The organism is Luteimonas sp. J29, from assembly GCF_000472505.1.
Classification (GTDB): Bacteria; Pseudomonadota; Gammaproteobacteria; order Xanthomonadales; family Xanthomonadaceae; genus Luteimonas.
The window spans coordinates 89431-114445 of the sequence record NZ_AWZR01000013.1 but is presented as its reverse complement, the minus strand read 5'-3'; the positions used below and the strand labels follow the sequence as shown (position 1 = coordinate 114445).

At 71.7% G+C, this 25015-nt stretch carries 28 protein-coding genes and 4 tRNA genes; 11 read left to right on the top strand and 21 right to left on the bottom strand.

Annotated elements, in window-relative coordinates; all coding sequences use genetic code 11:
• The 13 genes from tuf to LUTJ29_RS17585 all read right to left on the bottom strand — a co-directional run.
• The coding region (tuf, locus tag LUTJ29_RS0113890; protein WP_027073040.1) for an elongation factor Tu at positions 1 to 875 on the bottom strand (875 nt) is incomplete at its 3' end.
• Between the two features lie 93 nt (positions 876 to 968).
• Positions 969 to 1044, bottom strand: a tRNA-Thr gene (locus LUTJ29_RS0113885).
• 41 nt (positions 1045 to 1085) lie between these two features.
• Positions 1086 to 1159, bottom strand: a tRNA-Gly gene (locus LUTJ29_RS0113880).
• A gap of 37 nt (positions 1160 to 1196) precedes the next feature.
• Positions 1197 to 1282: transfer RNA gene (locus LUTJ29_RS0113875), tRNA-Tyr, on the bottom strand.
• Positions 1283 to 1339: 57 nt separating this feature from the next.
• On the bottom strand, positions 1340 to 2215 hold the full coding sequence (locus LUTJ29_RS17595; protein ID WP_051323039.1) for an ion transporter: 876 nt from the start codon (positions 2213 to 2215) through the stop codon (positions 1340 to 1342).
• 35 nt (positions 2216 to 2250) lie between these two features.
• Positions 2251 to 3342: a redox-regulated ATPase YchF gene (gene ychF, locus LUTJ29_RS0113865; protein WP_027073039.1), complete on the bottom strand. Its 1092-nt coding sequence runs from the start codon at positions 3340 to 3342 to the stop codon at positions 2251 to 2253.
• Between the two features lie 73 nt (positions 3343 to 3415).
• On the bottom strand, positions 3416 to 3997 hold the full coding sequence (gene pth / locus LUTJ29_RS0113860; RefSeq protein ID WP_027073038.1) for an aminoacyl-tRNA hydrolase: 582 nt from the start codon (positions 3995 to 3997) through the stop codon (positions 3416 to 3418).
• 125 nt (positions 3998 to 4122) lie between these two features.
• Positions 4123 to 4758, bottom strand: a complete 636-nt coding sequence (locus LUTJ29_RS0113855) for a 50S ribosomal protein L25/general stress protein Ctc (RefSeq protein ID WP_027073037.1) — start codon at positions 4756 to 4758, stop codon at positions 4123 to 4125.
• A 79-nt stretch (positions 4759 to 4837) separates the two neighbouring features.
• Positions 4838 to 5797, bottom strand: coding sequence for a ribose-phosphate diphosphokinase (locus LUTJ29_RS0113850; RefSeq protein WP_027073036.1), 960 nt, complete (start codon positions 5795 to 5797; stop codon positions 4838 to 4840).
• 91 nt (positions 5798 to 5888) lie between these two features.
• Positions 5889 to 5964: transfer RNA gene (locus LUTJ29_RS0113845), tRNA-Gln, on the bottom strand.
• A gap of 76 nt (positions 5965 to 6040) precedes the next feature.
• Positions 6041 to 6919 carry a 4-(cytidine 5'-diphospho)-2-C-methyl-D-erythritol kinase gene (gene ispE, locus LUTJ29_RS0113840; protein WP_027073035.1) on the bottom strand — a complete coding sequence of 293 codons (879 nt, stop codon included), beginning with the start codon at positions 6917 to 6919 and terminating at the stop codon, positions 6041 to 6043.
• A 12-nt stretch (positions 6920 to 6931) separates the two neighbouring features.
• The gene (lolB, locus tag LUTJ29_RS17590) at positions 6932 to 7609 is read right to left on the bottom strand and encodes a lipoprotein insertase outer membrane protein LolB (RefSeq protein ID WP_051323035.1); all 678 of its coding nucleotides are present in this window, start codon (positions 7607 to 7609) and stop codon (positions 6932 to 6934) included.
• On the bottom strand, positions 7606 to 9294 hold the full coding sequence (locus LUTJ29_RS17585) for a tetratricopeptide repeat protein (protein WP_084524890.1): 1689 nt from the start codon (positions 9292 to 9294) through the stop codon (positions 7606 to 7608). The genes lolB and LUTJ29_RS17585 overlap by 4 nt, the downstream gene beginning before the upstream one ends.
• A 94-nt stretch (positions 9295 to 9388) precedes the next feature.
• Here LUTJ29_RS17585 and hemA point away from each other — a divergent pair, with 94 nt between their 5' ends.
• The 5 genes from hemA to LUTJ29_RS17580 all read left to right on the top strand — a co-directional run bounded on the left by hemA (position 9389) and on the right by LUTJ29_RS17580 (position 13320).
• Positions 9389 to 10663, top strand: coding sequence for a glutamyl-tRNA reductase (hemA, locus tag LUTJ29_RS0113825; RefSeq protein WP_027073034.1), 1275 nt, complete (start codon positions 9389 to 9391; stop codon positions 10661 to 10663).
• Positions 10641 to 11726, top strand: a complete 1086-nt coding sequence (gene prfA / locus LUTJ29_RS0113820; protein ID WP_027073033.1) for a peptide chain release factor 1 — start codon at positions 10641 to 10643, stop codon at positions 11724 to 11726. The genes hemA and prfA overlap by 23 nt, the downstream gene beginning before the upstream one ends.
• A gap of 2 nt (positions 11727 to 11728) precedes the next feature.
• A complete protein-coding gene (locus LUTJ29_RS0113815) occupies positions 11729 to 12181 on the top strand; it encodes a GNAT family N-acetyltransferase (RefSeq protein ID WP_027073032.1) in 453 nt (150 codons plus the stop codon).
• Between the two features lie 37 nt (positions 12182 to 12218).
• Entirely contained in the window at positions 12219 to 12743 is a 525-nt protein-coding gene (moaB, locus tag LUTJ29_RS0113810) for a molybdenum cofactor biosynthesis protein B (RefSeq protein ID WP_027073031.1), read from the top strand.
• A gap of 151 nt (positions 12744 to 12894) precedes the next feature.
• A complete protein-coding gene (locus LUTJ29_RS17580) occupies positions 12895 to 13320 on the top strand; it encodes a hypothetical protein (protein WP_144774598.1) in 426 nt (141 codons plus the stop codon).
• Between the two features lie 28 nt (positions 13321 to 13348).
• Here LUTJ29_RS17580 and LUTJ29_RS0113800 read toward each other — a convergent pair whose 3' ends face one another.
• The 3 genes from LUTJ29_RS0113800 to LUTJ29_RS0113790 are packed head-to-tail and all read right to left on the bottom strand — an operon-like array spanning position 13349 to position 15518.
• Positions 13349 to 13627 carry an acylphosphatase gene (locus LUTJ29_RS0113800; RefSeq protein ID WP_027073030.1) on the bottom strand — a complete coding sequence of 93 codons (279 nt, stop codon included), beginning with the start codon at positions 13625 to 13627 and terminating at the stop codon, positions 13349 to 13351.
• Entirely contained in the window at positions 13627 to 14247 is a 621-nt protein-coding gene (locus tag LUTJ29_RS17575; protein WP_051323032.1) for a TlpA disulfide reductase family protein, read from the bottom strand. Before LUTJ29_RS17575 ends, LUTJ29_RS0113800 begins: the two co-directional genes overlap by 1 nt.
• Positions 14244 to 15518, bottom strand: a complete 1275-nt coding sequence (locus tag LUTJ29_RS0113790) for a YihY family inner membrane protein (RefSeq protein WP_027073029.1) — start codon at positions 15516 to 15518, stop codon at positions 14244 to 14246. Before LUTJ29_RS0113790 ends, LUTJ29_RS17575 begins: the two co-directional genes overlap by 4 nt.
• Before the next feature lie 81 nt (positions 15519 to 15599).
• Here LUTJ29_RS0113790 and wrbA point away from each other — a divergent pair, with 81 nt between their 5' ends.
• From wrbA to LUTJ29_RS0113775, 3 genes are read left to right on the top strand one after another with little or no spacing between them, the layout of a single operon-like run.
• Positions 15600 to 16190 carry an NAD(P)H:quinone oxidoreductase gene (gene wrbA, locus LUTJ29_RS0113785; protein ID WP_027073028.1) on the top strand — a complete coding sequence of 197 codons (591 nt, stop codon included), beginning with the start codon at positions 15600 to 15602 and terminating at the stop codon, positions 16188 to 16190.
• Positions 16190 to 16528, top strand: a complete 339-nt coding sequence (locus tag LUTJ29_RS0113780) for a DUF2069 domain-containing protein (protein WP_027073027.1) — start codon at positions 16190 to 16192, stop codon at positions 16526 to 16528. The genes wrbA and LUTJ29_RS0113780 overlap by 1 nt, the downstream gene beginning before the upstream one ends.
• A gap of 29 nt (positions 16529 to 16557) precedes the next feature.
• On the top strand, positions 16558 to 17046 hold the full coding sequence (locus tag LUTJ29_RS0113775; protein WP_027073026.1) for an asparaginase domain-containing protein: 489 nt from the start codon (positions 16558 to 16560) through the stop codon (positions 17044 to 17046).
• A gap of 10 nt (positions 17047 to 17056) precedes the next feature.
• Here LUTJ29_RS0113775 and LUTJ29_RS0113770 read toward each other — a convergent pair whose 3' ends face one another.
• The 3 genes from LUTJ29_RS0113770 to sufT all read right to left on the bottom strand — a co-directional run bounded on the left by LUTJ29_RS0113770 (position 17057) and on the right by sufT (position 20799).
• A complete protein-coding gene (locus tag LUTJ29_RS0113770; protein ID WP_144774597.1) occupies positions 17057 to 17506 on the bottom strand; it encodes a hypothetical protein in 450 nt (149 codons plus the stop codon).
• Positions 17507 to 17596: 90 nt separating this feature from the next.
• Positions 17597 to 19984, bottom strand: a complete 2388-nt coding sequence (locus tag LUTJ29_RS18870; RefSeq protein ID WP_051323038.1) for a S8 family serine peptidase — start codon at positions 19982 to 19984, stop codon at positions 17597 to 17599.
• Between the two features lie 263 nt (positions 19985 to 20247).
• Positions 20248 to 20799 carry a putative Fe-S cluster assembly protein SufT gene (gene sufT, locus LUTJ29_RS0113760; protein WP_027073024.1) on the bottom strand — a complete coding sequence of 184 codons (552 nt, stop codon included), beginning with the start codon at positions 20797 to 20799 and terminating at the stop codon, positions 20248 to 20250.
• Positions 20800 to 20896: 97 nt separating this feature from the next.
• On the opposite strand from sufT, the gene LUTJ29_RS0113755 reads away from it, so the two are divergent.
• Positions 20897 to 21310, top strand: a complete 414-nt coding sequence (locus LUTJ29_RS0113755; RefSeq protein ID WP_043741506.1) for a hypothetical protein — start codon at positions 20897 to 20899, stop codon at positions 21308 to 21310.
• Here LUTJ29_RS0113755 and LUTJ29_RS0113750 read toward each other — a convergent pair.
• On the bottom strand, positions 21302 to 22750 hold the full coding sequence (locus tag LUTJ29_RS0113750) for a PLP-dependent aminotransferase family protein (protein ID WP_027073022.1): 1449 nt from the start codon (positions 22748 to 22750) through the stop codon (positions 21302 to 21304). The two genes, LUTJ29_RS0113755 and LUTJ29_RS0113750, sit on opposite strands and share 9 nt — an antisense overlap.
• Before the next feature lie 113 nt (positions 22751 to 22863).
• Between LUTJ29_RS0113750 and LUTJ29_RS18210 the strand changes: the two genes are divergently transcribed.
• Positions 22864 to 23415: a hypothetical protein gene (locus LUTJ29_RS18210; protein WP_144774264.1), complete on the top strand. Its 552-nt coding sequence runs from the start codon at positions 22864 to 22866 to the stop codon at positions 23413 to 23415.
• 115 nt (positions 23416 to 23530) lie between these two features.
• Complete coding sequence (locus tag LUTJ29_RS17560) at positions 23531 to 24019, top strand: hypothetical protein (protein ID WP_051323030.1); 489 nt, start codon at positions 23531 to 23533, stop codon at positions 24017 to 24019.
• A 73-nt stretch (positions 24020 to 24092) separates the two neighbouring features.
• On the opposite strand, the gene LUTJ29_RS17555 is transcribed toward LUTJ29_RS17560, so the two are convergent.
• A complete protein-coding gene (locus LUTJ29_RS17555) occupies positions 24093 to 24992 on the bottom strand; it encodes a DUF1223 domain-containing protein (protein ID WP_186441948.1) in 900 nt (299 codons plus the stop codon).
• Positions 24993 to 25015: the final 23 nt, after the last annotated feature.

Sequence of the window (25015 nt, the reverse complement as noted above, 5' to 3'; positions counted from 1 at the left end):
CCGCGCTCCACCTCGTCACGCTTGGTGCCGCGCAGCAGCAGGCCCGCGTTGTCGCCCGCCTGGCCCTGGTCCAGCAGCTTGCGGAACATCTCCACGCCCGTGACCGTGGTCTTCTGGGTCGGACGGATACCGACGATCTCGATCTCGTCGCCCACCTTGATCACGCCGCGCTCGATGCGNCCGGTCACCACCGTGCCGCGGCCCGAGATCGAGAACACGTCCTCGACCGGCATCAGGAACGGCTTGTCCACGTCGCGCTGCGGCTCCGGGATCCAGCTGTCCAGCGCCTCCACCAGCTGGATGATCGCCGGCACCCCGATCTCCGACTGGTCGCCTTCCAGCGCCTTGAGCGCCGACCCCTTGATGATCGGGGTGTCGTCGCCCGGGAACTCGTACTTGCTCAGCAGCTCGCGGACTTCCATCTCCACCAGCTCCAGCAGCTCCGCGTCGTCCACCATGTCCGCCTTGTTCAGGAACACCACGATGTACGGCACGCCCACCTGGCGGGCCAGCAGGATGTGCTCGCGCGTCTGCGGCATCGGGCCGTCCGCCGCCGACACCACCAGGATCGCGCCGTCCATCTGCGCCGCACCCGTGATCATGTTCTTCACGTAGTCCGCGTGGCCCGGGCAGTCCACGTGCGCGTAGTGACGCGTCGGGCTCTCGTACTCCACGTGCGAGGTCGAGATCGTGATCCCGCGCGCCTTCTCCTCCGGCGCCTTGTCGATCGCGTCGTAGGCGTGGAACTCGCCACCGAAACGCTCCGCACCGACCTTCGTCAGCGCCGCCGTCAGCGTCGTCTTGCCGTGGTCCACGTGGCCGATCGTGCCCACGTTCACGTGGGGCTTGGTGCGCTCGAACTTACCCTTTGCCATGACTGTGACTCTCGCTGACGTTGTAGTTTCTGCTGGTGTGGAAACCCGGCCGCGGGGGCGGCCGGGTCGCTGCGGGGTGGGGCCCGCCTTGTATGGTGCTCACGAATGGAATCGAACCATCGACCTCCTCCTTACCAAGGAGGTGCTCTACCGACTGAGCTACGTGAGCGTGATTTGTTGGAACCTGGCGCGGGAACTGCAGCAGGGCAATGGAGCGGGAGACGGGAATCGAACCCGCACCATCAGCTTGGAAGGCTGAGGTTCTACCATTGAACTACTCCCGCGCCGTGCGGAAAACCTCGAGCCTGCGCTGGGCCGACTTGGTGGAGGGAGGTGGATTCGAACCACCGAAGGCGTAAGCCAGCAGATTTACAGTCTGCCCCCGTTGGCCGCTTGGGTATCCCTCCGTCGTACGCGCAAACCCGTGAAACAGCCCGTTATTTTGACCATGCCGCGAAGAACTGTCAACGCGGATTTTCGCCCGCTGCGCCGGCCGACCGGCGCAGCCGTTCCAGCTCGGTCCGCAGCAGCCGGATTTCGTCCCTGAGCCCGGCCAGCACCGGGTCCGCGCCGCCCGCGGCGGCGCCCGGAGACGGCGCCGGGGCACCGTCCCCCCGCCCGCCCGCGGCGACCCGGCCCTGCTCCTGAAGCGCCTGCATCGTGTTGACGATCATGGCGACGAACAGGTTCAACATGGTGAAGGTGGCGAGCAGGATGAAGGGCACGAAGAACACCCAGGCCCAGGGGTAGGCCTCCATCACCGGGCGCACCAGCCCGGACGACCAGCTGTCCAGGGTCATGACCTGGAACAGGGTGTAGAGCGAGGCGCCGAGGCTGCCGAACCAGTGCGGGAAGCGTTCGCCGAACATGCCGGTGGCCACCACCGCGGCGACGTAGAACAGGATCAGCATCAGCGCGGCGATCGCGCCGATGCCCGGGATCGCCCGCAGCAGCGCCTCCACCACGAAGCGCAGCCTGGGCATCATCGAGGCCAGCCGCAGCACCCGCAGCACCCTGAGCACGCGCAGCACGGCGAACGGCCCGGAGGCCGGCACCAGCGCGATCCCGACCACCACCAGGTCGAACACGTTCCAGCCGCTGCGGAAGAAGCGCGGGCCGCGGCCCCACAGCTTCAGCGTCAGCTCGACCACGAACACCGCCAGGCAGACCTGGTCGAGCACGGCCAGCCAGCCGCCGGCCGCGTCCCGCAGCGCCGGGGAGGTCTCCATGCCCAGGATGACCGCATTGGCCACGATCACCCCGACCACGAACCGCTGGACCGGGATCGACTCGACCCAGGCCAGCGCCCGCCCGCGCAACCCGTCCCTCCCCGCATCCATGGCGATCGCATCCGGTTCCATCCGGGCCCCTCCGGTCAGACGTTGAAGCGGAAATGCAGGACGTCGCCCTCCTGCACCCGGTAGTCCTTGCCCTCCAGGCGCAGCCGGCCGGCCTCGCGCGCCCCGGCCTCGCCACGATAGCGGACGAAGTCCTCGTAGGAGATGGTCTCGGCGCGGATGAAGCCCTTCTCGAAGTCGCTGTGGATCACCCCTGCGGCCTGGGGCGCGGTGGACCCGGCCTTCACCGTCCAGGCGCGGACCTCCTTGACCCCGGCGGTGAAGTAGGTCTGCAGGCCCAGGAGCCGGTAGGCCGCCCGGATCACCCGGTTCAGGCCGGGCTCGTCGAGGCCGTAGCCGGCCAGCATCTCGTCGCGGTCGGCGTCGTCGAGCTGGCTCAGCTCCTCCTCGATCGCGGCCGACACCGGCACAACCTCGGCGCCCTCGGTCGCGGCGCGGGCGCGGACCGCGTCCAGGTGCGGGTTGTCCCGGAACCCGTCCTCGAGCACGTTGGCGATGTACAGCACCGGCTTCATGGTCAGCAGGAACAGCTCGCGCACCAGCACCCGCTCCTCGTCCGACAGCGGCACCGAACGGGCCGGCTTGCCCTCGTCCAGCGCCGCGCGTAGCCGGGCCAGGACCTCGAGCCGCGCCCTGGCGTCCTTGTCGCCGCTCTTGGCCACCCGCTCGTAGCGGGCGATGGCCTTGTCCACGGTCTCCAGGTCGGCCAGGGCCAGCTCGGTGTCGATGGTGTCGATGTCGGCGACCGGATCGACCCGGTTGGCCACGTGGATCACGTCCGGGTGCTCGAAGCAGCGCACCACGTGGGCGATCGCGTCGACCTCGCGGATGTGGGCCAGGAACTTGTTGCCCAGGCCCTCGCCGCTGGCCGCGCCGGCGACCAGGCCGGCGATGTCGACGAACTCGACCACGGTCGGCACGACCCGCTCGGGCTTGACGATCTCCGCCAGCTCGGCCAGCCGCGGGTCGGGCACGGGGACCACGCCCACGTTCGGCTCGATGGTGCAGAACGGGAAGTTGGCCGCGGCGATGCCCGCCTTGGTCAGTGCATTGAAGAGCGTCGACTTGCCCACGTTCGGCAGGCCGACGATGCCGCATTGGATGCCCATGTTCCGGGGGTTCCGTGACTGGTGGTTCGTGACTGGCGACCCGGGTGCCGGATCGCCAGTCACCAACCACGAATCAGGCCTTGCTGGTGTGCAGGCGCTTCATCGCCTCGTTGAAGTCGCCCTGGACGGCGAGCGGGAGGACGTCGATGGCGTCGTCGATCGCGCGGTCGATCAGGATGTCGTCGCCGCTGCCGGGCCGGCCGAGCACCCAGGGGGTGACCCGGTCCTTGTGGCCGGGGTGGCCGATACCGATCCGCAGGCGGTGGAAGCGCCCGTGGCCGAGCAGCCGCATCACGTCGCGCAGGCCGTTCTGGCCGCCGTGGCCGCCGTCGAACTTCAGCCGCGCCGCGCCCGGGGGCAGGTCCAGCTCGTCGTGAGCGAGCAGGGCCTGTTCGGGCTCGATCTTCCAGTAGCGCAGGGCCGCGAGCACGGACTTGCCGCTGAGGTTCATGAAGGTCGAGGGCTTGAGCAGCCAGACGTTGCGCCCGGCGACCTCCACCTTCGCGGTCTCGCCGAACAGCTTGCCCTCGGCGCCGAAGCGCCCGTTGGCCCGCGCGGCGAGCGCGTCCACGAAACGGAACCCGGCGTTGTGCCGGGTCCGTGCGTATTCCTGCCCCGGGTTGCCGAGGCCGACGATGAGCCGCAGTCCTTCCATCGGTCGGGTCCGGGCGGACGGAGCGAACCGCCGTCAGGCGGCGGAGGCCTGCGCGGCCCCCGCCTTCCCGAGGCGCGTGTGCCCCGCGCCATCGGCGCGGGACGCGCTCCATCCGGCAATCCGGATCACTCGGCCTTGTCGGCCTCGTCCTCGCCCGCTTCGGCGTCCGCCGCCGGCTCCGCGCGGCCGAGCTTGGCGGTCACCACGGCGTCGTCGTGGTCCTTGCCCAGCTTCAGCTGCGGGATCTCGACGCCCTTGGGCAGCTTCAGGTCCGACAGGTAGACGATGTCGCCGACCTTCAGCTCGGACAGGTCGACCTCGATCACCTCCGGGAGGTCGGATGGCAGGCACTCGACCGTGATCTCCTTGAGCTCGTGGGTGACCACGACCTCGGCCGACTTGCCGGCCGGCGACTTGTCCTCGTTGACGAAGTGCAGCGGCACCGACGTGCGCAGCGTCTCCTTCTCGTTCACGCGCTGGAAGTCCAGGTGCATGATCAGCTGCTTGTACGGATGGCGCTGGATGTCGCGCAGCAGCACCTTCTGGATGTCGCCGTTGAGGCTCAGGTCCAGGATCGACGAGTAGAACCACTCGTGCTGGCTCGCCAGCCACACCGGCTCGTGGTCGAGCTGGATGTTGACCGGGGCGAGCTCGCCACCGTAGACGATGGCCGGGATCTTGCCGCTGCGGCGAAGGCGGCGGCTCGCACCCTTCCCTTCGTCCGTACGGCGCTCGACCTTGATTTCGTGCGTCGTTGCCATGTTTGCTTCTCTTCTTCTGCAGGTAAATCCGCCTCGCGGCGGTGGGGATCGCTCACCCGCGACCAGGTGAGCGGCGGCGTCAGTCCACGTAAAGCGAGCTGACGGATTCTCCGAAGGCGATCCGGCGGATCGTCTCGGCCAGCATCTCGGCGACGCTGAGCTGGCGGATGCGGTCGCAGGCGCGGGCCGCTTCCGACAGCGGGATGGTGTCGGTGACCACCAGTTCGTCGAGCTGCGAACGGGTGATGTTGTCGATCGCCGCGCCCGACAGCACCGGATGGGTGCAGTAGGCCACGACCTTCTGCGCACCGTTGGCCTTGAGCGCACCGGCGGCGGCGCACAGCGTGCCCGCGGTGTCGACGATGTCGTCGACCAGCACGCAGGTCTTGCCGGCCACGTCGCCGATGATGTTCATCACCGTGGCCACGTTGGCCTTGGGGCGGCGCTTGTCGATGATCGCCAGGTCGGCGTCGTCCAGGCGCTTGGCCAGGGCCCGGGCGCGGACCACGCCGCCCACGTCCGGCGACACCACGATCACGTTGTCGGTGCCGTGCACGCGCCAGATGTCGGCGAGCAGCAGCGGCGAGGCGTAAACGTTGTCGACCGGGATGTCGAAGAAGCCCTGGATCTGGTCCGCGTGCAGGTCGACGGTGAGCATGCCGTCGGCGCCGGCGGCGCTGAACATCTTCGCGACCAGCTTGGCGGTGATCGGCACCCGCGACGAACGCATGCGCCGGTCCTGGCGCGCGTAGCCGAAGTACGGCACCACCGCGGTCACCGAGCTGGCCGAGGCGCGCTTGAGCGCGTCGATCAGCGCCAGCAGTTCCATCAGGTGCTCGGCCGAGGGCGCGTTGGTCGGCTGCAGGACGAACACGTCCTGGCGGCGCACGTTCTCCTCGATCTCGACCTGGACCTCGCCGTCGGAGAACGTCGAGACCAGCGCCTTGCCCGGCCGCACCCCGAGCTCGCGGCACACGGCCTGCGCCAGCGGCCGGTTCGCGTTGCCCGAGAAGATCAGCAGGTTCCGGTCTTCTTTCATGTCCTACTGCTCCGCCCCGACCGTGCGGTGGTGTGGGTTGTTGCGTGACAGGTTGCGGTCCGCCATCGCCAGCCCGCGCCAGGGGCTGGAATGGCAGGGGCGGAAGGATTCGAACCTACGCATGCCGGGATCAAAACCCGGTGCCTTAACCACTTGGCGACGCCCCTGCAGAGGCGACCGGTTGTTCGTGGCTGGGCGCTCGCCGCGCGAACCTCCAGCCACCAGCCACCGGTCATTGCGAATTCACCACACTCCCGCCACGTCCAGTCCTTCGAGCGCATCCAGCAACGGGGACCGCCGCGCGCCTGCCGCCACCCAGGCCCGCAGGCCCGGCGACAGCCGCGGCAACGCGGCGACGGCGGAGTCGCCATTGGCGAACTCCACGAAGCAGCCGCTGCCCGACCCGGTAAGCTGCGGCCGGCCGATCCGCGCCAGCACCGCGAACGCCGCTTCGACGGCGGGCTCGCGGCGGCGCAGCACCGGCTCGAACGCATTGCCGAGCCACGCTCCCGAAACGAAGTCGGCTATTGTCGCGGGCGCGGCATTTCGCGTCAATTCAGGGGCCTGGAACAGGTCGGCGGTGCGCGCGTGGACGCCCGGGTCGGCGAGCACGTACCAGGCGTCGGGGAGATCGAGCGGGGTCAGCCGCTCGCCCACCCCTTCGGCCCAGGCATTGCGGCCGCGCACGAACACGGGCACGTCGGCGCCCAGCGCCAGGCCCAGCGCGGCCAGCCGGTCCTCGCCCAGGCCCAGGCCCCAGAGCCGGTCGAGAGCCCGCAGCACGGTAGCCGCATCGGACGAGCCGCCGCCGAAGCCGGCGCCCGCCGGAATGCGCTTTTCGACGGAGATATCGGCACCAAGGCCGACGTTCGCCTCCGATTGCAGCAATCTGGCGGCGCGGACCAGGAGGTCTGCGTCTTCGTCCACGCCGGCCGCGGAAGGGCCGACGCGGCGGATGGCGCCGTCCCCGCGCAGCCGGATCCGGACCGTGTCGCCCCAGGCCAGCATCCGGAACACCGTCTGCAGCTCGTGGTAGCCGTCGGGCCGGCGCCGGGGGATGCGCAGGAACAGGTTGAGCTTGGCCGGCGCCGGCCAGCGGGTCCAGCCGTCGACGGGGTCCAGCCGCGCCACCGCTCAGCCCCCGTCGTCGCCCGCGCCGGCGGGTCCGGGCGGATCGCCCGACGGGCCGCCCGGCAGCACGGTCCAGCCATCCACCACCAGGCGCACCCGCGCATCGCCGCGCGTGGCCTCGATCCGGCGCGGCAGCGGCGGCTGCCCGATGCCGGCGGCGAACCACTCGCCATAACCGATCGTCCAGCCCGCCTGTTCCAGCCGGACCGGGAGCGCGTCCGCGCCGTAGTCCACCCGCGCCGGCCCGTGCATCGCCTCGGGCGCCGCCACGCCCCGGACCCAGGCCACCAGGGCCCGGACCGGGATGTCCCAGCCGGTGGCCTCGAACAGCAGCGCTTCGACGTCCGCGCCCTCGCGCGGCCCGCCCTCGACGCCCTCGAGCCGTGCGTGCCGGGCGTCCCCGCTCAGCCGCCACCCCTGCCGGGTCACCGGCGCCGACAGCGTGACGTCGTAGCGGCCGCCCGCCTGCGCCCAGTCCAGCCGTCCGCTGCCGCCCTGGCGTCCACCGGAGATCGCCACCCGCCCGGCCAGGCGCCAGGACTGCAGCGAGGCGCGCTCGGCATCGGCGCGCCCGGCCACCATCGGATCGACCTGCACCGGCGCGCGCACCGGCGGCGTGGCGCAACCGGCGAGCAGCAGTGCCGCGGCCAGCGCCGCGGCGGGGAGGCGGAAGCGGTTCATGCGCCGAGCTTCTCCAGCGCGCGCCGCAGCGCGCGGTTGTCGGGATCGAGCCGGCGCGCGTCGTCGAAGTAGCGCTGCGCCTCGTCGCGCCGCCCCAGCACCCACAGCACCTCGCCGATGTGCGCCGCGATCTCGGCGTCCTTCTGCAGGGTGTAGGCACGACGCAGTTCCGACAGCGCTTCCTCATGGCGGCCGAGGCGGTACAGCACCCAGCCGTAGCTGTCGATGATCGCGGCATTGCCGGGCTCGGCGACGCGCGCCCGGTCGATCAGCTCCAGCGCCTCGCGGTAGCGATCGGTGCGGTCGGCAAGGGTGTAGCCCAGGGCGTTGAGCGCGGCCACGTTCTCCGGATCGGCGACAAGGATCTTGCGCAGGTCGGCCTCGGCGCGCGCGATGTCGTCGTGCCGCTCCCACATCAGGGCGCGGGCATACAGCAGCGAAGGCTCGTCCGGCCAGTCGGCCAGGGCGCGGGCGTAGACCTCGTTCTCGGCCTCCAGGTCGCCGTCGCGCGCGCGCAGTTCGCCCTCGACCAGGTAGGCGGCGCGGCGCGCCTCCTCGTTGATCGAGCCATCCACCTGCATCCGCCGCAGGGCCGCGTACGCCTCTTCGCGCCGGTCCAGCTCGTGCAGCACGCGCGAGGCCTGCAAGCGCGCCTGCAGCCGCGCGTCGCCGCCGGCCACGCTCTCGTACCACTCCAGCGCCTCGGCATGCAGGTCGAGGAACTCGGCCACCTGGCCGAGCAGCAGGCGGTAGCCCGGGTCGGGATTGGAGGCTCCGCGCCGCAATTCCTCGTACAGGGCCCGCAGCGACTCCCGGTCTTCGGCCTTGGCCAGCAGCGAGGCCCGCACTGCCTGCACGTGGCGGTCCTGCGGCCCCCTCGCCAGGAGCTGCTCGGCGGTCGCCGGGTCGCCGATGGCGTCGTACTCCGCGGCCAGCGCCAGGCGCAGTTCGGGCAGGACCTCGACCACGGCGCCGGCCTCGGCCAGCGCGGCTCGCGCGCCCTCCAGATCGCCGGCCTCGCGCAATTGCGAAGCCCGCAGCAGCGCCACCCGCGGCTCGCCGGGGAAGCGTTCGACGATGCGGGCGATCACCCGCCGGGTCAGCTGCTCCTCGTCCAGGCGCTGGGCCAGATCGCCAAAGGCCAGCCAGGCCTGCAGGGTGCCCGGCACGGCGTCCTCGTCAAACAGCGCGCGCATGACCTTGGCCGAGACGGCCGGATCCCGCGGGCCGGTCGCGACCACCGAGAGAGCGTGCCGCCAGCCGGCCGGGTCCGGGTCGGCCATCAGCGCGCGCAGGTGGCGCAGCGCGCGGCGGCTGCGGCCGGTGCGCAGGGCCAGGGTGGCCTCGGCCGCGCGCATCGCCAGCGACGCCGGGGCGCGCTCGCGCCAGAGGTCCAGGGCCGCGGCCGCGGTGCGGTCGTCCTTGCCCAGCAGGGCGATCCGGGTGGCGCGTTCGGCCAGCCCGGCATCGTCCGGACCGGCCGCGCGGGCCGCGTCCAGGTACCAGCCGGCGGCCTCGTCGAGGCGTCCGGCCTGGAGCGCGAACTCGCCGGCCATGGTCGCGCCCAGCACGTCTTCACGCAGCCGATCGTCGGCCTGCGCCGGCGCCAGCCAGGCCAGCCAGAGGCAGCCCAGCAGGGCCGCGCGCGGCAGGAACCGGCGCACGGGATTCGGGAAAACGGGCATCGACGTCGGCCGGACCTTAGAATGGAGCACTCGAACCGGAAGCTTATCGCAAGCGCCTGAACGGTCACTCCGTACGGGCCGCCAGCCAAAGCGCATGACCCTGTACGCCCTCGGCATCAACCACCAGACCGCCCCGGTCGCCCTGCGCGAGCAGGTCGCGTTCGCCGAACGCGACGTGCCCGCCGCGCTGGCCGGCCTGCGCGCGCTGCCGGGGGTGCGCGAGGTGGCGCTGCTGTCGACGTGCAACCGCACCGAGCTCTACGCTTGCGCCGACGACGACGCGGCGCTGGCCGGATGGCTGGCGTCGCAACCGGGCGGCGGCGACGACCTGCACGCCTACCTGTACCGGCACGCGGGCGAAGGCGCGGCGCGGCACCTGTTCCGCGTCGCCTGCGGCCTGGATTCGATGGTGCTGGGCGAGCCGCAGATCCTGGGCCAGGTCAAGCAGGCCTGGTCGATGGCGCGCGAGTCCGGGACCCTCGGCAACGAACTCGACCGCCTGTTCCAGCACGCCTTCGTGACCGCCAAGCGCGTGCGCACCGAGACCCGGATCGGCTCGAGCCCGGTGTCGGTCGCCTCGCTGGCCGTGCGCCTGGCGCAGGAATCGTTCGCGCGCCCCGACGACTCGGTGGCGCTGCTGATCGGCGCCGGCGAGACCATTGAACTGGTCGCCCGCCACCTCGCCCAGGCGCGGGTGAAGCGGCTGCTGGTCGCCAACCGCACCTACCGCCACGCCCAGGAGCTGGCCGAGCGCCACGGCGGGGTGGCACTGCCGCTGGAGGAACTCGAGCACCACCTGTTCATGGCCGACGTGGTGTTCTCCGCCACCGCCAGCCAGACCCCGGTCCTCACCCGTGCCCGGGTCGAACAGGCGCTGTCGCTGCGCAAGCGCAGGCCGATGATGCTGCTCGACCTCGCGGTGCCGCGCGACATCGAACCCGAGGTCGCGGCGCTGGAGGATGCGTTCCTCTACACCGTCGACGACCTCGACCGCGTCGTCGAGCAGAACCGCCGCAGCCGCGGCGACGCCGCGCAGGAAGCCGAGACGATCGTCGACCTGCAGGTCGCGCGCTACGCCCAGGCGCTGGCGCTGGGCGCGCGCAACGAGCCGCTCAAGCGGCTGCGCGCGCACGGCGACGCGACCCGCGCCGAACTGGTGTCGCGCGCGCACCAGCAGCTGGCGCACGGGCTCGATCCGGCGGCGGTCGTGGACCAGCTCGCCCACGCCCTGTCCAACCGCCTGCTGCACGTGCCCACCGCCGTCCTGCGCGACGCCGCCGCGCAGGGCAACCTGGACCTGCTGCGCGCATTCGAGCCGCTGCTGCCACCGCTCCAGAACCGCGACGATGCTGCCGACCCTGCGCCGTAAGCTGGAGGCGCTGGCCGAACGCCGCGACGAACTCGAACGCCTGCTCGCCGACCCGGCGGTGGCGGGCGACCAGGAACGCTTCCGCGCGCTCTCGCGCGAGTTCTCCCGGCTCCAGCCGCTGGCGACCGCGATGGCCGACCAGGCCCGCGCCCGCGCCGACCTCGAGGCCGCGCGGGAGATGCGCAACGACCCCGAGCTGCGCGACCTGGCCGAGGAGGAGATCGCCGCCGCCCAGGCCCGCCTCGACGCGCTTGAGGAGCAGCTGATGGCGCTGCTGGTGCCGCGCGACGCGCGCGACGACGGCGGCCTGTACCTGGAGATCCGCGCCGGCACCGGCGGCGACGAGGCCGCGATCTTCGCCGGCGACCTGCTGCGCATGTACACCCGCTACGCAGAGCGCCAGGGCTGGCGGGTGGAGATCGAGTCGGCCAACCCGGGCGAGCACGGCGGCTTCCGCGAGGTCATCGCCCGGGTCGAGGGCGAAGGCGCCTACGCGCGGCTCAAGTTCGAATCCGGCACCCACCGGGTGCAGCGCGTGCCCGAGACCGAATCGCAGGGCCGGATCCACACCTCCGCCGCGACGGTCGCGATCATCCCGATCGAGGACGACGGCGAGCCGGTGGAGATCAACCCGGCCGACCTGCGGATCGACACCTTCCGCTCCTCCGGCGCCGGCGGCCAGCACGTCAACAAGACCGATTCGGCGGTGCGCATCACCCACCTGCCCACCGGCATCGTGGTCGAGTCGCAGACCGAGCGCAGCCAGCACGCCAACCGCGACAAGGCGATGAAGCGCCTGCGCGCCACCATCGCCGGGATGGAGGCCGAGCGCCGCGCCGCCGCGACCGCGGCCAGCCGCAAGCTGCAGGTCGGCAGCGGCGACCGCAGCCAGCGCATCCGCACCTACAACTACCCGCAGGGGCGGATCACCGACCACCGCGTGGAAGGACTCACCCTGTACGACCTGCCCAACGTGCTCGAGGGCAACATCGACCCGCTCGTCGACCGCCTCTCGCGCGAACACCAGGCCGATGCGCTGGCCCGGCTCACCCAGGAATCCTGACCATGGCCGTCACCATCGACCACGTCCAGCCGGCAGACCTCGACGCGCTCGCGGCGCTGTTCGACGCCTACCGCCAGTTCTACGGCCAGCCCTCCGACCCTGCGGCCTCCCGCGACTGGCTGCGCCAGCGCCTGCGCTTCGGCGAGTCGCGGGCGCTGCTGGCGCGCCTGGACGGCAAGGCGGCCGGCTTCGCCCAGCTGTATCCGATGTTTTCATCGGTGCGGCTGGCGCGGATCTGGATCCTCAACGACCTGTTCGTGCTGCCGCAGATGCGCCGCCGGGGCGTGGCCCGGCGACTGCTCGACGCGGCCGCGGACTTCGCCCGCGAGGACGGCGCCGCCTGGATCCAGCTCGAGACCGCGCGCGACAACGAGGCCGCGCGCGCCACCTACCGCGCCGCCGGCTGGCGCGAGGACGCGACCCAGTGGTATTCGCTGGCCCTGCGCCAGGCATGACGCCACGCCGGCCGCGCGACTGCGGTACGCTCCGGCCATGACCGCCGCCGACGCCCCGATCCCGCTCACCCTCTGCGTGCTGACCGTCTCGGACTCGCGCACCCTGGCCGAGGACGGCTCGGGCGACTACCTGTGCTCCGCGCTGCAGGCCGACGGCCACCGCCTGGCCGAGCGCGCGCTGCTGCCGGACGACCGCTACGCGATGCGCGCGCTGGTGTCGAAGTGGATCGCCGACCCGGCGGTCGACGGCATCCTGGTCACCGGCGGCACCGGCTTCACCGGGCGCGACTCCACCCCCGAGGCGCTGCTGCCGCTGCTGGACAAGGTCATGCCGGGATTCGGAGAGTTGTTCCGCGCGCTGTCGTTCGAGGAGATCGGCACGTCCGCATTGCAGTCGCGCGCATTCGCCGGCCTGGCCAACGGCACCTTCCTGTTCGCGCTGCCCGGCTCGACCTCGGCCTGCCGCACCGCGTGGGAACGGATCATCCGCGCCCAGCTCGACGCGCGCACGCGCCCCTGCAACCTGGCTACCCTGCGCCCGCGCCTGAACGAATCCCGTTGACCCCGTTGTCGCGGCGTCCACCCCGCACGCCCCGCCCGGCACCATGCGCGCGACCGATGACACGAGGGCACGCCGGGATGATCCGATCTCCACGCCGTCGCGGATGCCCTTGACGCGAGGCCGGCGCCGGGCGGCGGCAATGCTGGCCGCCGTGGCCGTGTCCTCCGGCTGCATCGCCCCGTCGGCCGCCGGCGCCCGCCAACCTCCGGCAGACGCACGCGACCGGTCCGACGGGTCCGGGGGCGAGGTCGAACTGGCGCCGGTTCGCGTCGTCGCGCCGCGTCCGCCGGCCGACCCGTTCGCGTTCCGGAATCCGGTCGAGGTCGGGGGCACCGTGTTCTCGCGGCGCTGGGACGAGTCGCCGAGCCTGGAGGAGGTCGGCATGCGCGGCGGCTACGTGCAGATGGCGGTCAACCGGGGCCTGGGCGCAGTGGCCAAGGGCGTGCGCAGGCTGCCGGGCTGGCAGGACCAGGTGGTCGCGGCCGAGGTCCGGCCGCCGCCGCTGGAACACGACCACGCCGAGCGCGCGCGCCGGCTGTACGAGGGCGGAGCCGACCCGTCGGCCACGACGCCCTGACGCCGGGTGCGCGTCCGCGTCGCCGGCGCTAGTCGCCGGCGATCACGAAACCCTGGGGCACGTCCGGCGCCTGCGGCAGGTCGGTGCGCGCCAGGTGCTGCACGCGCGCCGCCGGCGGGCCGTCCTCCAGCCACTGCGCCAGCGCCTCGATCGCGGCATCACCGCCGACCGCCAGCACCTCCACCCCGCCGTCGACGAGATTGCGCACATGGCCGCGCAGCCCCAGCGCCAGCGCCTGCGCCCGGGTGGCGGCGCGGAAACCGACCCCCTGCACCCGGCCGTCGACCCGGAACAGCGCCGCCTTCATCACGCCTCCCCCGGCCCCGGCAGGCTCGACAGCGATTCGAGCGAGGGACCGCCACTGCCGGCGATCGCGGTCTCGATGTCCTTCGCCGTGACCGGGCCGAGGAACTGCCGCGCCACCTTCCCGTCGGGGGCGATCAGGTAGGTCATCGGCAGCCCGCGCGGGGTGTCGAAGTCGGCCGGCGGGTCGTAGACGTCGATGATCGCGATCGGGTAGGCCACCGGACGCTCGGCGAGGAACGACCGCATCGCCGGCACGTCGATCTCCTCGTAGGCCAGGCCGACCACGCTGATGTGCTCGCGCATCGTGTGCAGGGCGGAAAGCTCGGGCATCTCCTTCAGGCACGGCGAGCACCAGGTCGCCCAGAAGTTCACCACCACCCACTGGCCGCGATGCTGGGCGAGGTCGTATTCGCCGCCATCGACGGTCGTCACCTGCAGGGCCGGGGTATCCGGGCGCACCGGCTCCTCCGCGTCCGGCGCCCCGGCCTCGTCGGCGGGGACGGCCACCGCGGGCGCGCCCGCATCGCCATCGGCGGCCGGCTCGTCCGCCGGCGCGGTCGCCTGCCGGCACCCGGCCAGCAGCAGGAGGACGAGAAGGACTGCGGGGATCCTGGGGTTCATGCGGGTTCACCTGAGCGGGGGTAGAGGTTGGACACGTTGCGCCGGAGCAGGTCGCGCAGCGGCAGGCGGAGTTCGTCGAGCGCAGCCACGGCATCGGCGCCGAGCGGATCGTCCCGGCACGGCAGCCATGCCTCCGAGACCGGGATCCGCAACCTGCACGCCTCGTACAGGTCGGCGAGCGTGAGCGTATCGAGGTCGCGCGCGAGCAGCCACTGGCCGTCCTCGGCGCGCTTGAGCAGGTCGATTCCGGCCAGCTGGGCGAGGAAGCACTTGAGCTGCGAATCGGTGAGCATCGGCTCGATGTCGAGGATCTCCTCGGTGTGCAGCCCGCGCCCTTGTCGCCGCGACTGCACGAAGCGCCCGAGCAGGCGCAGCAGCCCGTACAGCTCGTAGCCCTCGGGCAGCCGCATCGCCGCCGGCTGGTAGCGGAACGCCGACACCGCGGAGGCGAACGAGGCACCCAGCAGCACCGACACCCAGCCCAGGTAGATCCAGATCATCAGGATGGGCAGCGCGGCCAGTGCGCCGTAGATGCGCTGGTAGGTCGTGAAGGTGCCCAGGTACACGCCCAGGCCCCACTTCACGATCTCGAGCAGCACCGTGGCGATCACCGCACCGGCCAAGGCGTGGCGCAGCGCCACCGTGCGGTGCGGCACCACGCGGTACAGCGCGGTGATCAGCAGCAGTTCGATCAGCACCGGCGCCGCCCGCAACGCGAACCCCGACAGCGCCCTGCCCTCGCTCGTGGAGAAGACCGGCAGCGCGAACAGCCACGCCGACAGCGCCAGCGAGGCGGCGGCCAGCATCGCGCCGAGGGTGAGCACGGTCCAGTACACCAGGAACCGCCCCAGCCGCGGGCGCGAGGCCGGCACGCGCCAGATCTGGTTGAACGTGCCTTCGATGCTGTTCAGGGTGATCAGCAGCGAGGCGATCAGGCCGATCGCGCCGGCCACGGTGATCGTGGTCGCGTCGCCCACCAGGCGCAGCAGGGTTTCCTTCACCGTGGCGGCTGCGCTGGGGACGAAGTTGGAGAAGATGTACTCGGTGAGCTGGTCGCGCCATTCGCCGAACACCGGGAACGCCGACAACACGCCCAGCACCACGATCGCCAACGGCACCAGGGCGAAGATCGTGGTGTAGGCCAGCGCCGCGGCGGCCTGGAACAGGCGGTCGTCGAGGAAGCGGCGGGCGAGGAAGCGGGCGAAGGTGCCGGCCCGCTCCCGGTCGCGGATCCGCTCCATCCACAGGTTCAGCGTCGCCAGCGGCTGCATCCGGGCAGCGTAGCAAATGCCCGGCGCGGTGAGCCGCGCCACAAAGCCTGTCAGAATGGCGCCCCGGCCGACGGAGGCAGCATGCCCGACATCCTGGTCCTGTATTACAGCCGCAACGGTTCGGTGGCGCGGCTCGCGCGCCAGGTCGCACGCGGGGTCGGCGAGGTGCCGGGCATGGCGGCGCGCCTGCGCACCGTGCCGCCGGTGGCGCCGGTCACCCGGGTCGCCGAGCCGCCGGTACCGGAGTCGGGCGCGCCCTACGTGGAGCGCGCGGACCTGGACGAATGCGCCGGCCTCGTCCTGGGCAGCCCGACCCGCTTCGGCAACATGGCCGCGCCGCTCAAGCACTTCGTCGACGGACTCGGCGCCGAATGGGCCAGCGGCACCCTGGTCGGCAAGCCCGCCGGCGTGTTCACCTCGACCACCAGCATGCACGGCGGCCAGGAATCGACCCTGCTGAGCATGATGCTGCCGCTGCTGCACCACGGCTGCGTGATCGCCGGCATCCCGTTCACCGAGCCGCGGCTGGCCACCACCCGCAGCGGCGGCACGCCGTACGGCGCCAGCCACGTCGCCGGCACCGGCGACGATCCCGAGCCAAGCGAGGACGAGGCCGTGCTGGCTCGTGCGCTGGGCCGGCGCATCGCCACCCTGGCCGCGAGGCTGGGCTGATGCCGGCGCGTTCGCACCGCACCGTGCCGTGCGCGCTGCTGGCTGCGCTGGCGGTGCTGTACCTGGCGTGGTTCGCCGGCGACGACCATTTCCTCGCCGCCCTGCTGGTGTTCGTGCTGCCGATCGCGCTGATGCTCGCGGCCGTCACCGCCGGCGGTGCCAGGGCGCCGTTCTGGGCCGCCGTGCTGGGGCTGCTGCTGTTCTGCCACGGGGTGATGACCGCATGGTCCGAACCGGGCGAGCGCGGCTTCGCCCTCGCCGCCACGGCGCTGTCGGTCGCGCTCGTGTTCGCCGCCACCTGGCCCGGCGTGCGCGCGCGCTTCGCCCGCGGGCGCTGAGCGCATTCAATATCCGGAGTCAACCCAAGATGGAAGAGCTTCTGATCGTCACCACCGGCGGGACCATCGACAAGACCTATTTCGACGACAAATCCGACTTCCAGGTCGGCGACCCGCAGATCGGGCGGCTGCTGTCGGAACTGGACGTCGCGTTCCGCTTCCGGGTCATCCCGATCCTGCGCAAGGATTCGCTGCACCTTGACGACCGGGACCGCGAACTCGTGCGCGCCGCCATCGCCGCACAGCCCACGCGCCACGTGCTGGTCACCCACGGCACCGACACCATGGTCGAGACGGCGCGGGTGCTGTCCACGCTCACCGACCGCACCATCGTGCTCACCGGCGCACTGAGCCCCGCCCGGTTCCGCGGTTCGGACGCGGAGTTCAACATCGGTACCGCCGTCGGCGCAGTCCAGGTGCTGCCCCCGGGCACCTACATCGCCATGAACGGCCGCATCTGGGACCCGGCGCGGGTGCGCAAGAACGTCGAGGCGAACCGCTTCGAGGCGATCGACTAGGCGCGCGCCCTCAGCGCTCGCGCATCGGCCGCCTGCCCGGCGGGTCGAACCCGAGCATGCGGTCGACCTCGATCGATTCGACCTCCGGGTCGGCGAGGAACGCCTCCACCAGGCGCCGCGCGGCCGCGCGGTCGAGGGGCCGGTCGAGGACGAACACGTCGCCGCCCACCGCCAGCCGGCGTTGCCACGACGCCGACGTCGCCGGTGCGAGGCCGGCTTCGTCCACGGTGCGCTGCAGGCGCCTGGCGGCCGCGGCCGGGTCGCCGGCCCCGGCGCTGTCGGCGCGGTAGCGGACGATGAACCGCTGGAACGGTCCCTCGCCCGGCAAGATGGCGTCGGCGGCGGGTGCCTGCATCGGCGTGTCCTCCTGGGCGTGGGCACAGCCTGCCAGCAGCAGGCAGGCCGTGGCCAGCATCGCCGCCATCGCGAACGGACCGCAACCGCGCCCGGAGGGACCCATGGTGTCTCCTGCCGCCGGTGGCACCTTCCCGGGTGCGCCGTACCGCCGCCCGGCCCCGGCGAACCGGGACCGGGCAGGCGCCAGGCGCACTCAGAACGTGATGCTCCAGCTGTTGATGTAGCCGGTGTCACCCGACCAGTTGTCGTTCACCCGCAGCCGCCACGTGCCGTTGCGCGGCTCGCTCGAGAGGTTCACGGTGTAGGTGCCGATGATGTTGTCGGCGCTGCCGCCGGTGCGGTTGTGCAGCACGTAGACGCTGCCATCCGGGGCCACAAGGTCGACCTTCAGGTCCGCACGGTAGGTGTGGCGGATGTCCACCGCCACCGGGGTGTTGGACGGCGCGTTGCCGCTGCGCCCGGACACGGTGATCGGGCTCTCCACCGTCGCATGGTCGTTGATCGGATAGTCGGTACTGTTGGTATAGGTCTGGGTGCCGCCGCTCCCGGCCTGGTAGGACGCGGTGAGCGTCACCCCGGAGAACGCCGAGTAGCCGCGCAGCATCACGTACCAGGTCCCGGACTGCGGCGAGGCGAACGTGCAGGTCTCGTTGTTGCCGGTGAGGTACGGCCTGCAGTCGTAGCTGGTGGTCGTCGGCGGCGAGCCGCGGCGCACGTACAGGTCGGCATCGCCGCTGCCGCCCGCGATCTTCACGACCAGGTTGTTCGCCCCGGCCGGGACTTCGATGGTCCAGGTGCGCGTGCTTCCCGATGCACCGGACAGACCCGTCACCGGCACGCCGTTCTGGAGCACGTCGCCGCCGCCGGCGCCGACCGTCACCGCGCGCGTGCGGCTGCTGCTGGCGCCGTCGTCGTCGGTTACCGTGAGCGTCACGTTGTAGCTGCCGGCCGAAGCGTAGGTCTTGGACGGGTTGGCGGCGCTGGAACTGGTGCCGTCGCCGAAGTTCCAGCTGCGCGAGACGATGCTGCCGTCGCTGTCGGTCGAGGTGTCTGTGAACTGCACCGTGAGCCCGCTGACCGTGCTGGTGAAGTCGGCGTTGGGCGGGTTGTTGCCCGGCCCCGAGCCGCCCATCGCCGCGACCACCGCGGCATTGGCATCGACGATGCCCGCGCCGCAGCCGCCGCTGCAGCTGCCGGGCAGCGGCCGCGCGGTCTGCTTGAGGATCGTCTCGACCTGTGCCGGCGTGAGCGGGCTGGGCGCGGCCGCCTGCATCAGCGCGACCACGCCGGCCACGTGCGGCGCGGCCATCGAGGTGCCCTGGTAGGACGCGTAGGACTCGCTGCCGGGGGTCGTGCTGCCGCTGTTGAGCGTCGACCACACGCCCTGCGCGGGCGTGGCGGTCGAGCTGCAGCCGGTGTTGCTCGCGTTCGGCACGCAGGTCTCGCCGCCCGGCGCGGTGACGTCGATCAGGTTGCCGTAGTTGGAATACCAGGCGCGGTTGCCCTGGCGGTCGTTGGCGGCCACCGACACCACGTTGGCGCAGTTGCCCGGCGAGTATCCCGACACGTTCGCGTTGTCGTTGCCGGCGGCGACCACGATCGTGGTGCCGCGGCCCACCGCGCCGTTGATCGCGTTCTGCCACGTGGTCGAGCACGGCCCCTCGCCGCCGAGGCTGAGGTTGATCACCTCGGCCGGGTTGGCGTTGGCGGGCACGCCGGAGACGATGCCGCCGGAGGCCCAGGTGATCGCATCGATGATGTCCGAATCGTAGCCGCCGCCGCGCCCGAGCACGCGCACCGGCACGATCTTCGCGTTGAACGCCACGCCGGCGGCGCCGACGCCGTTGTTGGTGAGCGCGGCGATGGTGCCGGCGACATGGGTGCCGTGCCAGCTCGACGCGTAGCCACCGTAGAAGTCGCCCGGATCGCTGGGATCGCTGTCGCGGCCGTTGCCGTCGCCGGCCACGGTGGCGTTGGAGATGAAGTCGTAGCCCGGCAGGCGGTTGCCGTTGAGGTCGCTGTGCGAGGTGATGCCGGTGTCGAGCACCGCCACCACCACGCCGGCGCCGGTGGACTTGTCCCAGGCCGACGGCAGGTTCAGGCCGCCGGTCGCTTCGAAGTAGTGCCACTGGTCGGCGTAGCGCGGATCGTTGGGCGTGAAGAACGGCCGGTTGAGCTTGTCGACCTCGACGTACTCCACGTTCGGATCGGCCGCCAGCTGGCGGATCAGGGCCTCGGCATCGGCGCGCCCCAGCTTGCGGTCGACGCGGACCACGTCCGCGCCCACCGCCAGCCGGCGCTCGTGGGTCAGCCGCAACGACACGGCCGAGCCATCTGCCGCACGCAACGCACGGGAGCCTGCGGCGACGCTGCGCGCGGCGGCCTCGAGCCCGCGCGCGCGCAACGCCGGATCGGTGCGCTCGGGCGCGCCGTCCCGGTACCTGACGATGAACTGGTCGAAGGACGTGGCCGACTGCAGGCCACCAAGGTCGGCGCGGCCGGCGATCGCCGGCGCGGCCAGCGACGACAGCGCGAACGCGGTCGCCGCGAGTGCATGCACGGGCATGCGGCGGAAGGACATGCTGGACATCGGATACCTACCCTGGAAAAGGAAATGCCGCCTGGGCGGCGGGAGGGCCGGCCGGCACGGGACAGGAGGGCGTCTTGTCGCGTGGAACATCCCTGTGTCTCGCGTCATTCGACGTGAACGCGAACTGACAGCGCGGTTCGCGAATCGACGCTACACGACGGGAAAATCAGGCCGCAACGGGCGCGCGGCGATTGGTTGCACGTGAAATCGTGATTCCTTTCACGAATCCGGATTGTCTTCCGCTGTCTGCTGCCCTACAGCATGCCCGTTTCGAGGCGCGCGGCCTCGGACATCATGGTCTGGTTCCACGGCGGGTCGAACACCAGTTCGACGTCGGCCTCGACGACCGTCGGGATCAGCTCCAGCTTGTTGCGCACGTCGTCGACCAGGATCTCGCCCATGCCGCAGCCCGGGGCGGTCAGGGTCATCTTCACGTCGACCGCGCGCTTGCCCTCGCCGAGCGGGCGCAGCGAGGCCTCGTAGATCAGGCCCAGGTCCACCACGTTGATCGGGATCTCGGGATCGAAGCAGGTGCGCAGCTGCTTCCACACCAGCTGCTCGACCGCGGCGTCGTCGGCGCCGTCGGGCAGGGTCAGCGGCTCCGGCGGCTCCTTGCCGATCGCGTCGCCGTCCTTGCCGGCGATCCGGAACAGGTTGCCCTCGACGAACACGGTCCAGCTGCCGCCCAGCGCCTGGGTGATGTAGCCGACGCTGCCTGCGGGCAGGGTCACCGATTCGCCCTGCGGGACGAGGACGGCCTCGCAATCGCGCTCGAAGCGCACCGGTTCGCTGCTGCGTGAATACATGGGGTTGAGATGGAGGCGGCGTCGCGCCGCTCAAGGGCCGCCATTGTACCGGCGCCGAACGGGTATCCTGCCGCACCTGACCGTTTCGCCGTCGCGCATGACCGCTTCGTCCCCCGCCCGCTCCGCCCGGCTCGCCTTCCCGCTGCTCGCGCTGTCCTGCCTGGGATTCGCCGCCGCCTGGGTGCTGCTGGCCGCCTGGACGGGCCGCGGCTGCAGCGGCATGGCCGTGGTCGCCGGGCTGGACATGGCGCTGGTGCTGCGCATGGCGCGGGTCCCGCCCGGCGCAGGGCGCGCGGCGGCGGCCGTGCTCGCCACCACGATCACCATCCTCCTCGCGTGCTGGGGCATCGCCGCCGCATGGATCGGCGGGCCGCTCGGGCTCATGCCCTGGGAATCACTGTTGCGCATGGGCACGGAATTCGGCTGGCTGCTGGTGCGCCTGGGCACCTCCGCCTGGGACCTGGCCTGGTTCGCCGCCGGGCTGCTGGCCGCCATGCTCGCCTCACGCTGAGGGCGTCGGGAACAGCTCGTCCAGGCAGCCGGCGAAGAGCCACATGGCCTCGCGGATCTCGCGCACGGACAGGCCGCAGTAGCCCATCAGCAGGCCGGCGCGGTCCGGCGGGTCGGCATAGTAGGGCGCGATCGGGTACAGGCCGAGTCCGCGCGAACGGGCCAGCTCGATCAACGCATCGCCGTCGGCGCGGGAGCGGTCCCGCAGCCAGACCACCAGGTGCATGCCCGCGTGCGCATCGGCGATCTCCAGGCGCCCGCGGCTGCAGGCACGCAACCCCGCGATCAGGGTCGCGCGCCGCTCCTTCAGGGTGCGTGCGCTGCGCCGCAGGTGGCGCTCGAAACCGCCGTCGCGCATGAAATTGGCCAGCGCCACCTGCTCGATCGCAGGCGAGCCGAAGTCCTCGGCCCATTTCGCGGCCAGGAAATCATGACGCAGGGCCGGCGGCATCAGCAGGTATCCCATGCGCAGCGCGGGGAAGATCGCCTTCGAGAAGGTCCCGACGTAGACCACCCTGCCCTGCCGGTCGAGGGAACGCAGCGCCGCCAGCGGCCTACTGTCGTAGCGGAACTCGCCGTCGTAGTCGTCCTCGAAGATCCAGCTGCCGTGGCGCGCGGCATAGTCCAGCAGCTCCATGCGTCGGGCGAGCGACATCACCGCGCCGCTGGGGAACTGGTGCGATGGCGTGACGCAGACCAGCCTCGGGGCCGGTTCGGGCAGCAGGTCCACGCACAGGCCCTCGGCGTCGACCGGCACCGTGCGGACCCGCGCGCCGTGGATCTCCAGCCCCATCCGGATCGCGAAGTAGTGCGGATCCTCGATCGCGGCCGCCTCACCGGGGTCGAGCAGCACCCGCATGGTCAGCGAAAGCGCCTGCTGCGTACCCGCGACCACAAGCACGTCGTCGGGATCGGCGTGGATCCCGCGGCGGCGGGCCAGGTAGTCGCAGACCGCGGCGCGCAGCTCCGGCAGCCCCCGCACCCCGGGATAATCGGGCCGCGTGTAGCCGACCGCGTGCGACAACGCGCGCGCCCACGCCGTGGTCAGCAGCGGATTGGTCAGCGGTACGCCGTACTGGAACGAGTAGCGGATCCCCGCCACCGCGCGCCCGGGCATTCCGTCCGGGTCGTACACCGCGCGGGCACGCGCCGCGTAGCGCGATTGCGCGGCGACCGTCTCCGGCTGCGGGGCACGCACGTCGGCGGATGCGAACCGCTGCCGTGCGACATAGCTGCCCGATCCCACCCGTCCCTCGATGAAGCCCTCCGCGCGCAACTGCTCGTACGCGGCCAGGACCGTGTTGCGCGAGACCCCGAGCTCCTCGGCGAACCAGCGGGTCGGCGGCAGGCGGGTGCCGGCCGCGAACCTGCCCTGCAGGATGCCGGCCCTCAACGCGCGCGTGAGCTGCGCGTGCAGCGGCCCGTGCCCATCGAGAATCATCGCGTGTCCCCTGCGGGTGGAATTGGCACCATTCGATTACGCGCGATTGGCCCTTGATAGTACCAATTGGCTGCGGCCTGATGGGGCCAATCCCCCACGACGAATCCACGAACATGCAGACAACCGCAACAGGTTCCTTCGCACCCATGCGCCAGCCCGGCCTCCACCCCGCCGTCGCCTGCGGCCTGCTTGCAGCGACCCTGGACCTGACCCTCGCCGTCGCCTGGTGGGCCGCCGAGGGCGTGCCACCCGTGCGCGTGCTGCAGGCCGTCGCCGAGTGGGCAATTGGCGCGCGCGCCTACGGGATGGGCATGGCGTCGGCCGCGTTCGGCGTCGTGTTCTATGCCGCGTTGATGTGCGTGCTCGCCGCCCTCTACCGTGGACTTTCGCGCGGGTTCCCCGTGCTCCTGCGCCACGCCGTCGCATGCGGCGCCGCCTATGGGCTGGCGATGTACCTCCTGCTGTTCGGCGCGATCCTGCCTGCGCTCGTGGGCCGCCCGTTGTTCGGCCCGCAGGCCTGGATGGCTGCGTGCATGCTCGCCTACATGTTCCTGATCGGCGTTCCCTGTGCCCTGTTCGCGCGGGTTCCCGCCGGCTCGCCACAGGGACCGCGACGAGGCGCCGCGGCGCTTCTTCGCCTGCACGCGGCGAAGCCGGGCTGCTGATCCGGCATCGCCCCGGGCATCGCATTGGCTCCATCCACTGCGCCGCGGAAGGCTCTGGCCGGCCTTCCGCGTGCCGTTTTCCAATGCGCCAGGCCATCGGACGCACGCTGCAACCATGCACATGCCTTCTTCCCATCGCCCGATCCTGGCCGGCGGGCTCGTCGCCGGAACCCTGGACCTCGTCTACATCTGCACGCTGTGGGGCGCGAAGGGGGTCGCCCCCATCCGCATCCTGCACAGCATCGCGTCCGGTTGGGTGGGACGCGAGGCAGTCATCGCCGGCGGGATGCACACGGCGCTGCTGGGACTGGTTTCGCACTACGCCATCGCGACCTGCATGGCCGCCGCGTACTGGTGCGCCGCGCGCAGGCTGCCGGCGCTCGCCAGGCGGCCCTTCGCGTACGGGCCGCTTTACGGCGTCGTGCTCTACGTCGCGATGAACCACGTGGTCGTGCCGCTGTCCGCGGCCGGTCCCGCCGCACCGATGCCCGCATGGATGGTCGCTTCGCACCTCGCCGCGCACATGTTCCTGGTCGGCACGACCATCGCGTGGTTCGCGCACCGCGCAACGAACCTGCGCTGCGCCATGGCCGCGGCGCCCTGACGCCGCCGGCCCATGTCGCAACCGGGAGCAGCGGGGAGGAGACAGCAGCACCACGGCGAACCGCGCCGGCCCCTCATTCGCCGCCACAGGCGGTCATTGGCGTCCCGAGCGACTGCAGCAGCGCGCCGGTCGACGGCGACTCGACGAAGGCGACGATGCCCGCCTGCCGCGGCTCCAGGTCCGCCGGCAGGACCAGCCGCGTCCTGACCGTCAGCGCGTCCCCGGTGAACTTCCACGGACCTTCCATCGCGCGCACGACGCGGTCATGGCGCAACTGCCTCCCCTTGTTCTCGCCTGCCAGGATGGTGCTGGCCAGCCCGTCCTCGTAGGCCGCCACCCAGGCCCAGGCTTCCCCGATGGAAGCATCCGCACCCTCGAGCTCCAGCGTCACCCGCACCGCGCCTGCGTCCTGGTCGCTGGTCATGCGCATGCGGACCGGGGCCCGCCGTGCGCGCAGCTTCTCCAGCAGCTGGACGGCCTCGCCGCCCGCCGACCGCCCGCCACGCCACCGCACCCGGGTCGCATCCCCGATCATCACCTGCGGCGTGTAGACGACCCTCGATCCGGTCCTTGACACGCGCAGGTTCTGTCTTTGCGTGTACAGGCTGTCCGCGAACCTGTCGGGCCACCCGATGGAATCCCAGTAGTCGACGTGGAACGCCAGGAAGTGCGCCGCATCGCCTTCGCGGCGCGCCGCTTCCGCAAGCCACGCGTCGGCCGCCGGACAGTCGCTGCATCCTTCCGACGTGTAGAGCTCGACCAGCGGCACGACCCGTTCCCCGCTCTCGACCCGGCAGACGGCCGCGTCGGCCATCGCCGGCGACAGAACAAGCAGGATCATCGCCGGAAGCGCTGCGCGAAGCATGCGGATGTCCTCTCGACCCGACGGAGTGTCTCGATCGCGGATCGTAGCCGCCAGGCATGGCGGCCCATGTGCATGGCCGCGCACGTCGATGACCCTGAGCGTGGCCATTCCTGGTGACGCGGCAACCACGA

Excerpts from the sequence above, each read along its gene's own strand:
- LUTJ29_RS17595 (WP_051323039.1), bottom strand. The coding sequence starts at position 2,215 with ATGGATGCGGGGAGGGACGGGTTGCGCGGGCGGGCGCTGGCCTGGGTC.
- ychF (WP_027073039.1), bottom strand. The coding sequence starts at position 3,342 with ATGGGCATCCAATGCGGCATCGTCGGCCTGCCGAACGTGGGCAAGTCG.
- pth (WP_027073038.1), bottom strand. The coding sequence starts at position 3,997 with ATGGAAGGACTGCGGCTCATCGTCGGCCTCGGCAACCCGGGGCAGGAA.
- LUTJ29_RS0113855 (WP_027073037.1), bottom strand. The coding sequence starts at position 4,758 with ATGGCAACGACGCACGAAATCAAGGTCGAGCGCCGTACGGACGAAGGG.
- LUTJ29_RS0113850 (WP_027073036.1), bottom strand. The coding sequence starts at position 5,797 with ATGAAAGAAGACCGGAACCTGCTGATCTTCTCGGGCAACGCGAACCGG.
- lolB (WP_051323035.1), bottom strand. The coding sequence starts at position 7,609 with ATGAACCGCTTCCGCCTCCCCGCCGCGGCGCTGGCCGCGGCACTGCTG.
- LUTJ29_RS17585 (WP_084524890.1), bottom strand. The coding sequence starts at position 9,294 with ATGCCCGTTTTCCCGAATCCCGTGCGCCGGTTCCTGCCGCGCGCGGCC.
- hemA (WP_027073034.1), top strand. The coding sequence starts at position 9,389 with ATGACCCTGTACGCCCTCGGCATCAACCACCAGACCGCCCCGGTCGCC.
- prfA (WP_027073033.1), top strand. The coding sequence starts at position 10,641 with ATGCTGCCGACCCTGCGCCGTAAGCTGGAGGCGCTGGCCGAACGCCGC.
- LUTJ29_RS0113815 (WP_027073032.1), top strand. The coding sequence starts at position 11,729 with ATGGCCGTCACCATCGACCACGTCCAGCCGGCAGACCTCGACGCGCTC.
- moaB (WP_027073031.1), top strand. The coding sequence starts at position 12,219 with ATGACCGCCGCCGACGCCCCGATCCCGCTCACCCTCTGCGTGCTGACC.
- LUTJ29_RS0113800 (WP_027073030.1), bottom strand. The coding sequence starts at position 13,627 with ATGAAGGCGGCGCTGTTCCGGGTCGACGGCCGGGTGCAGGGGGTCGGT.
- LUTJ29_RS17575 (WP_051323032.1), bottom strand. The coding sequence starts at position 14,247 with ATGAACCCCAGGATCCCCGCAGTCCTTCTCGTCCTCCTGCTGCTGGCC.
- LUTJ29_RS0113790 (WP_027073029.1), bottom strand. The coding sequence starts at position 15,518 with ATGCAGCCGCTGGCGACGCTGAACCTGTGGATGGAGCGGATCCGCGAC.
- wrbA (WP_027073028.1), top strand. The coding sequence starts at position 15,600 with ATGCCCGACATCCTGGTCCTGTATTACAGCCGCAACGGTTCGGTGGCG.
- LUTJ29_RS0113780 (WP_027073027.1), top strand. The coding sequence starts at position 16,190 with ATGCCGGCGCGTTCGCACCGCACCGTGCCGTGCGCGCTGCTGGCTGCG.
- LUTJ29_RS0113775 (WP_027073026.1), top strand. The coding sequence starts at position 16,558 with ATGGAAGAGCTTCTGATCGTCACCACCGGCGGGACCATCGACAAGACC.
- LUTJ29_RS0113770 (WP_144774597.1), bottom strand. The coding sequence starts at position 17,506 with ATGGGTCCCTCCGGGCGCGGTTGCGGTCCGTTCGCGATGGCGGCGATG.
- LUTJ29_RS18870 (WP_051323038.1), bottom strand. The coding sequence starts at position 19,984 with ATGTCCTTCCGCCGCATGCCCGTGCATGCACTCGCGGCGACCGCGTTC.
- sufT (WP_027073024.1), bottom strand. The coding sequence starts at position 20,799 with ATGTATTCACGCAGCAGCGAACCGGTGCGCTTCGAGCGCGATTGCGAG.
- LUTJ29_RS0113755 (WP_043741506.1), top strand. The coding sequence starts at position 20,897 with ATGACCGCTTCGTCCCCCGCCCGCTCCGCCCGGCTCGCCTTCCCGCTG.
- LUTJ29_RS0113750 (WP_027073022.1), bottom strand. The coding sequence starts at position 22,750 with ATGATTCTCGATGGGCACGGGCCGCTGCACGCGCAGCTCACGCGCGCG.
- LUTJ29_RS18210 (WP_144774264.1), top strand. The coding sequence starts at position 22,864 with ATGCAGACAACCGCAACAGGTTCCTTCGCACCCATGCGCCAGCCCGGC.
- LUTJ29_RS17560 (WP_051323030.1), top strand. The coding sequence starts at position 23,531 with ATGCACATGCCTTCTTCCCATCGCCCGATCCTGGCCGGCGGGCTCGTC.
- LUTJ29_RS17555 (WP_186441948.1), bottom strand. The coding sequence starts at position 24,992 with ATGGCCACGCTCAGGGTCATCGACGTGCGCGGCCATGCACATGGGCCG.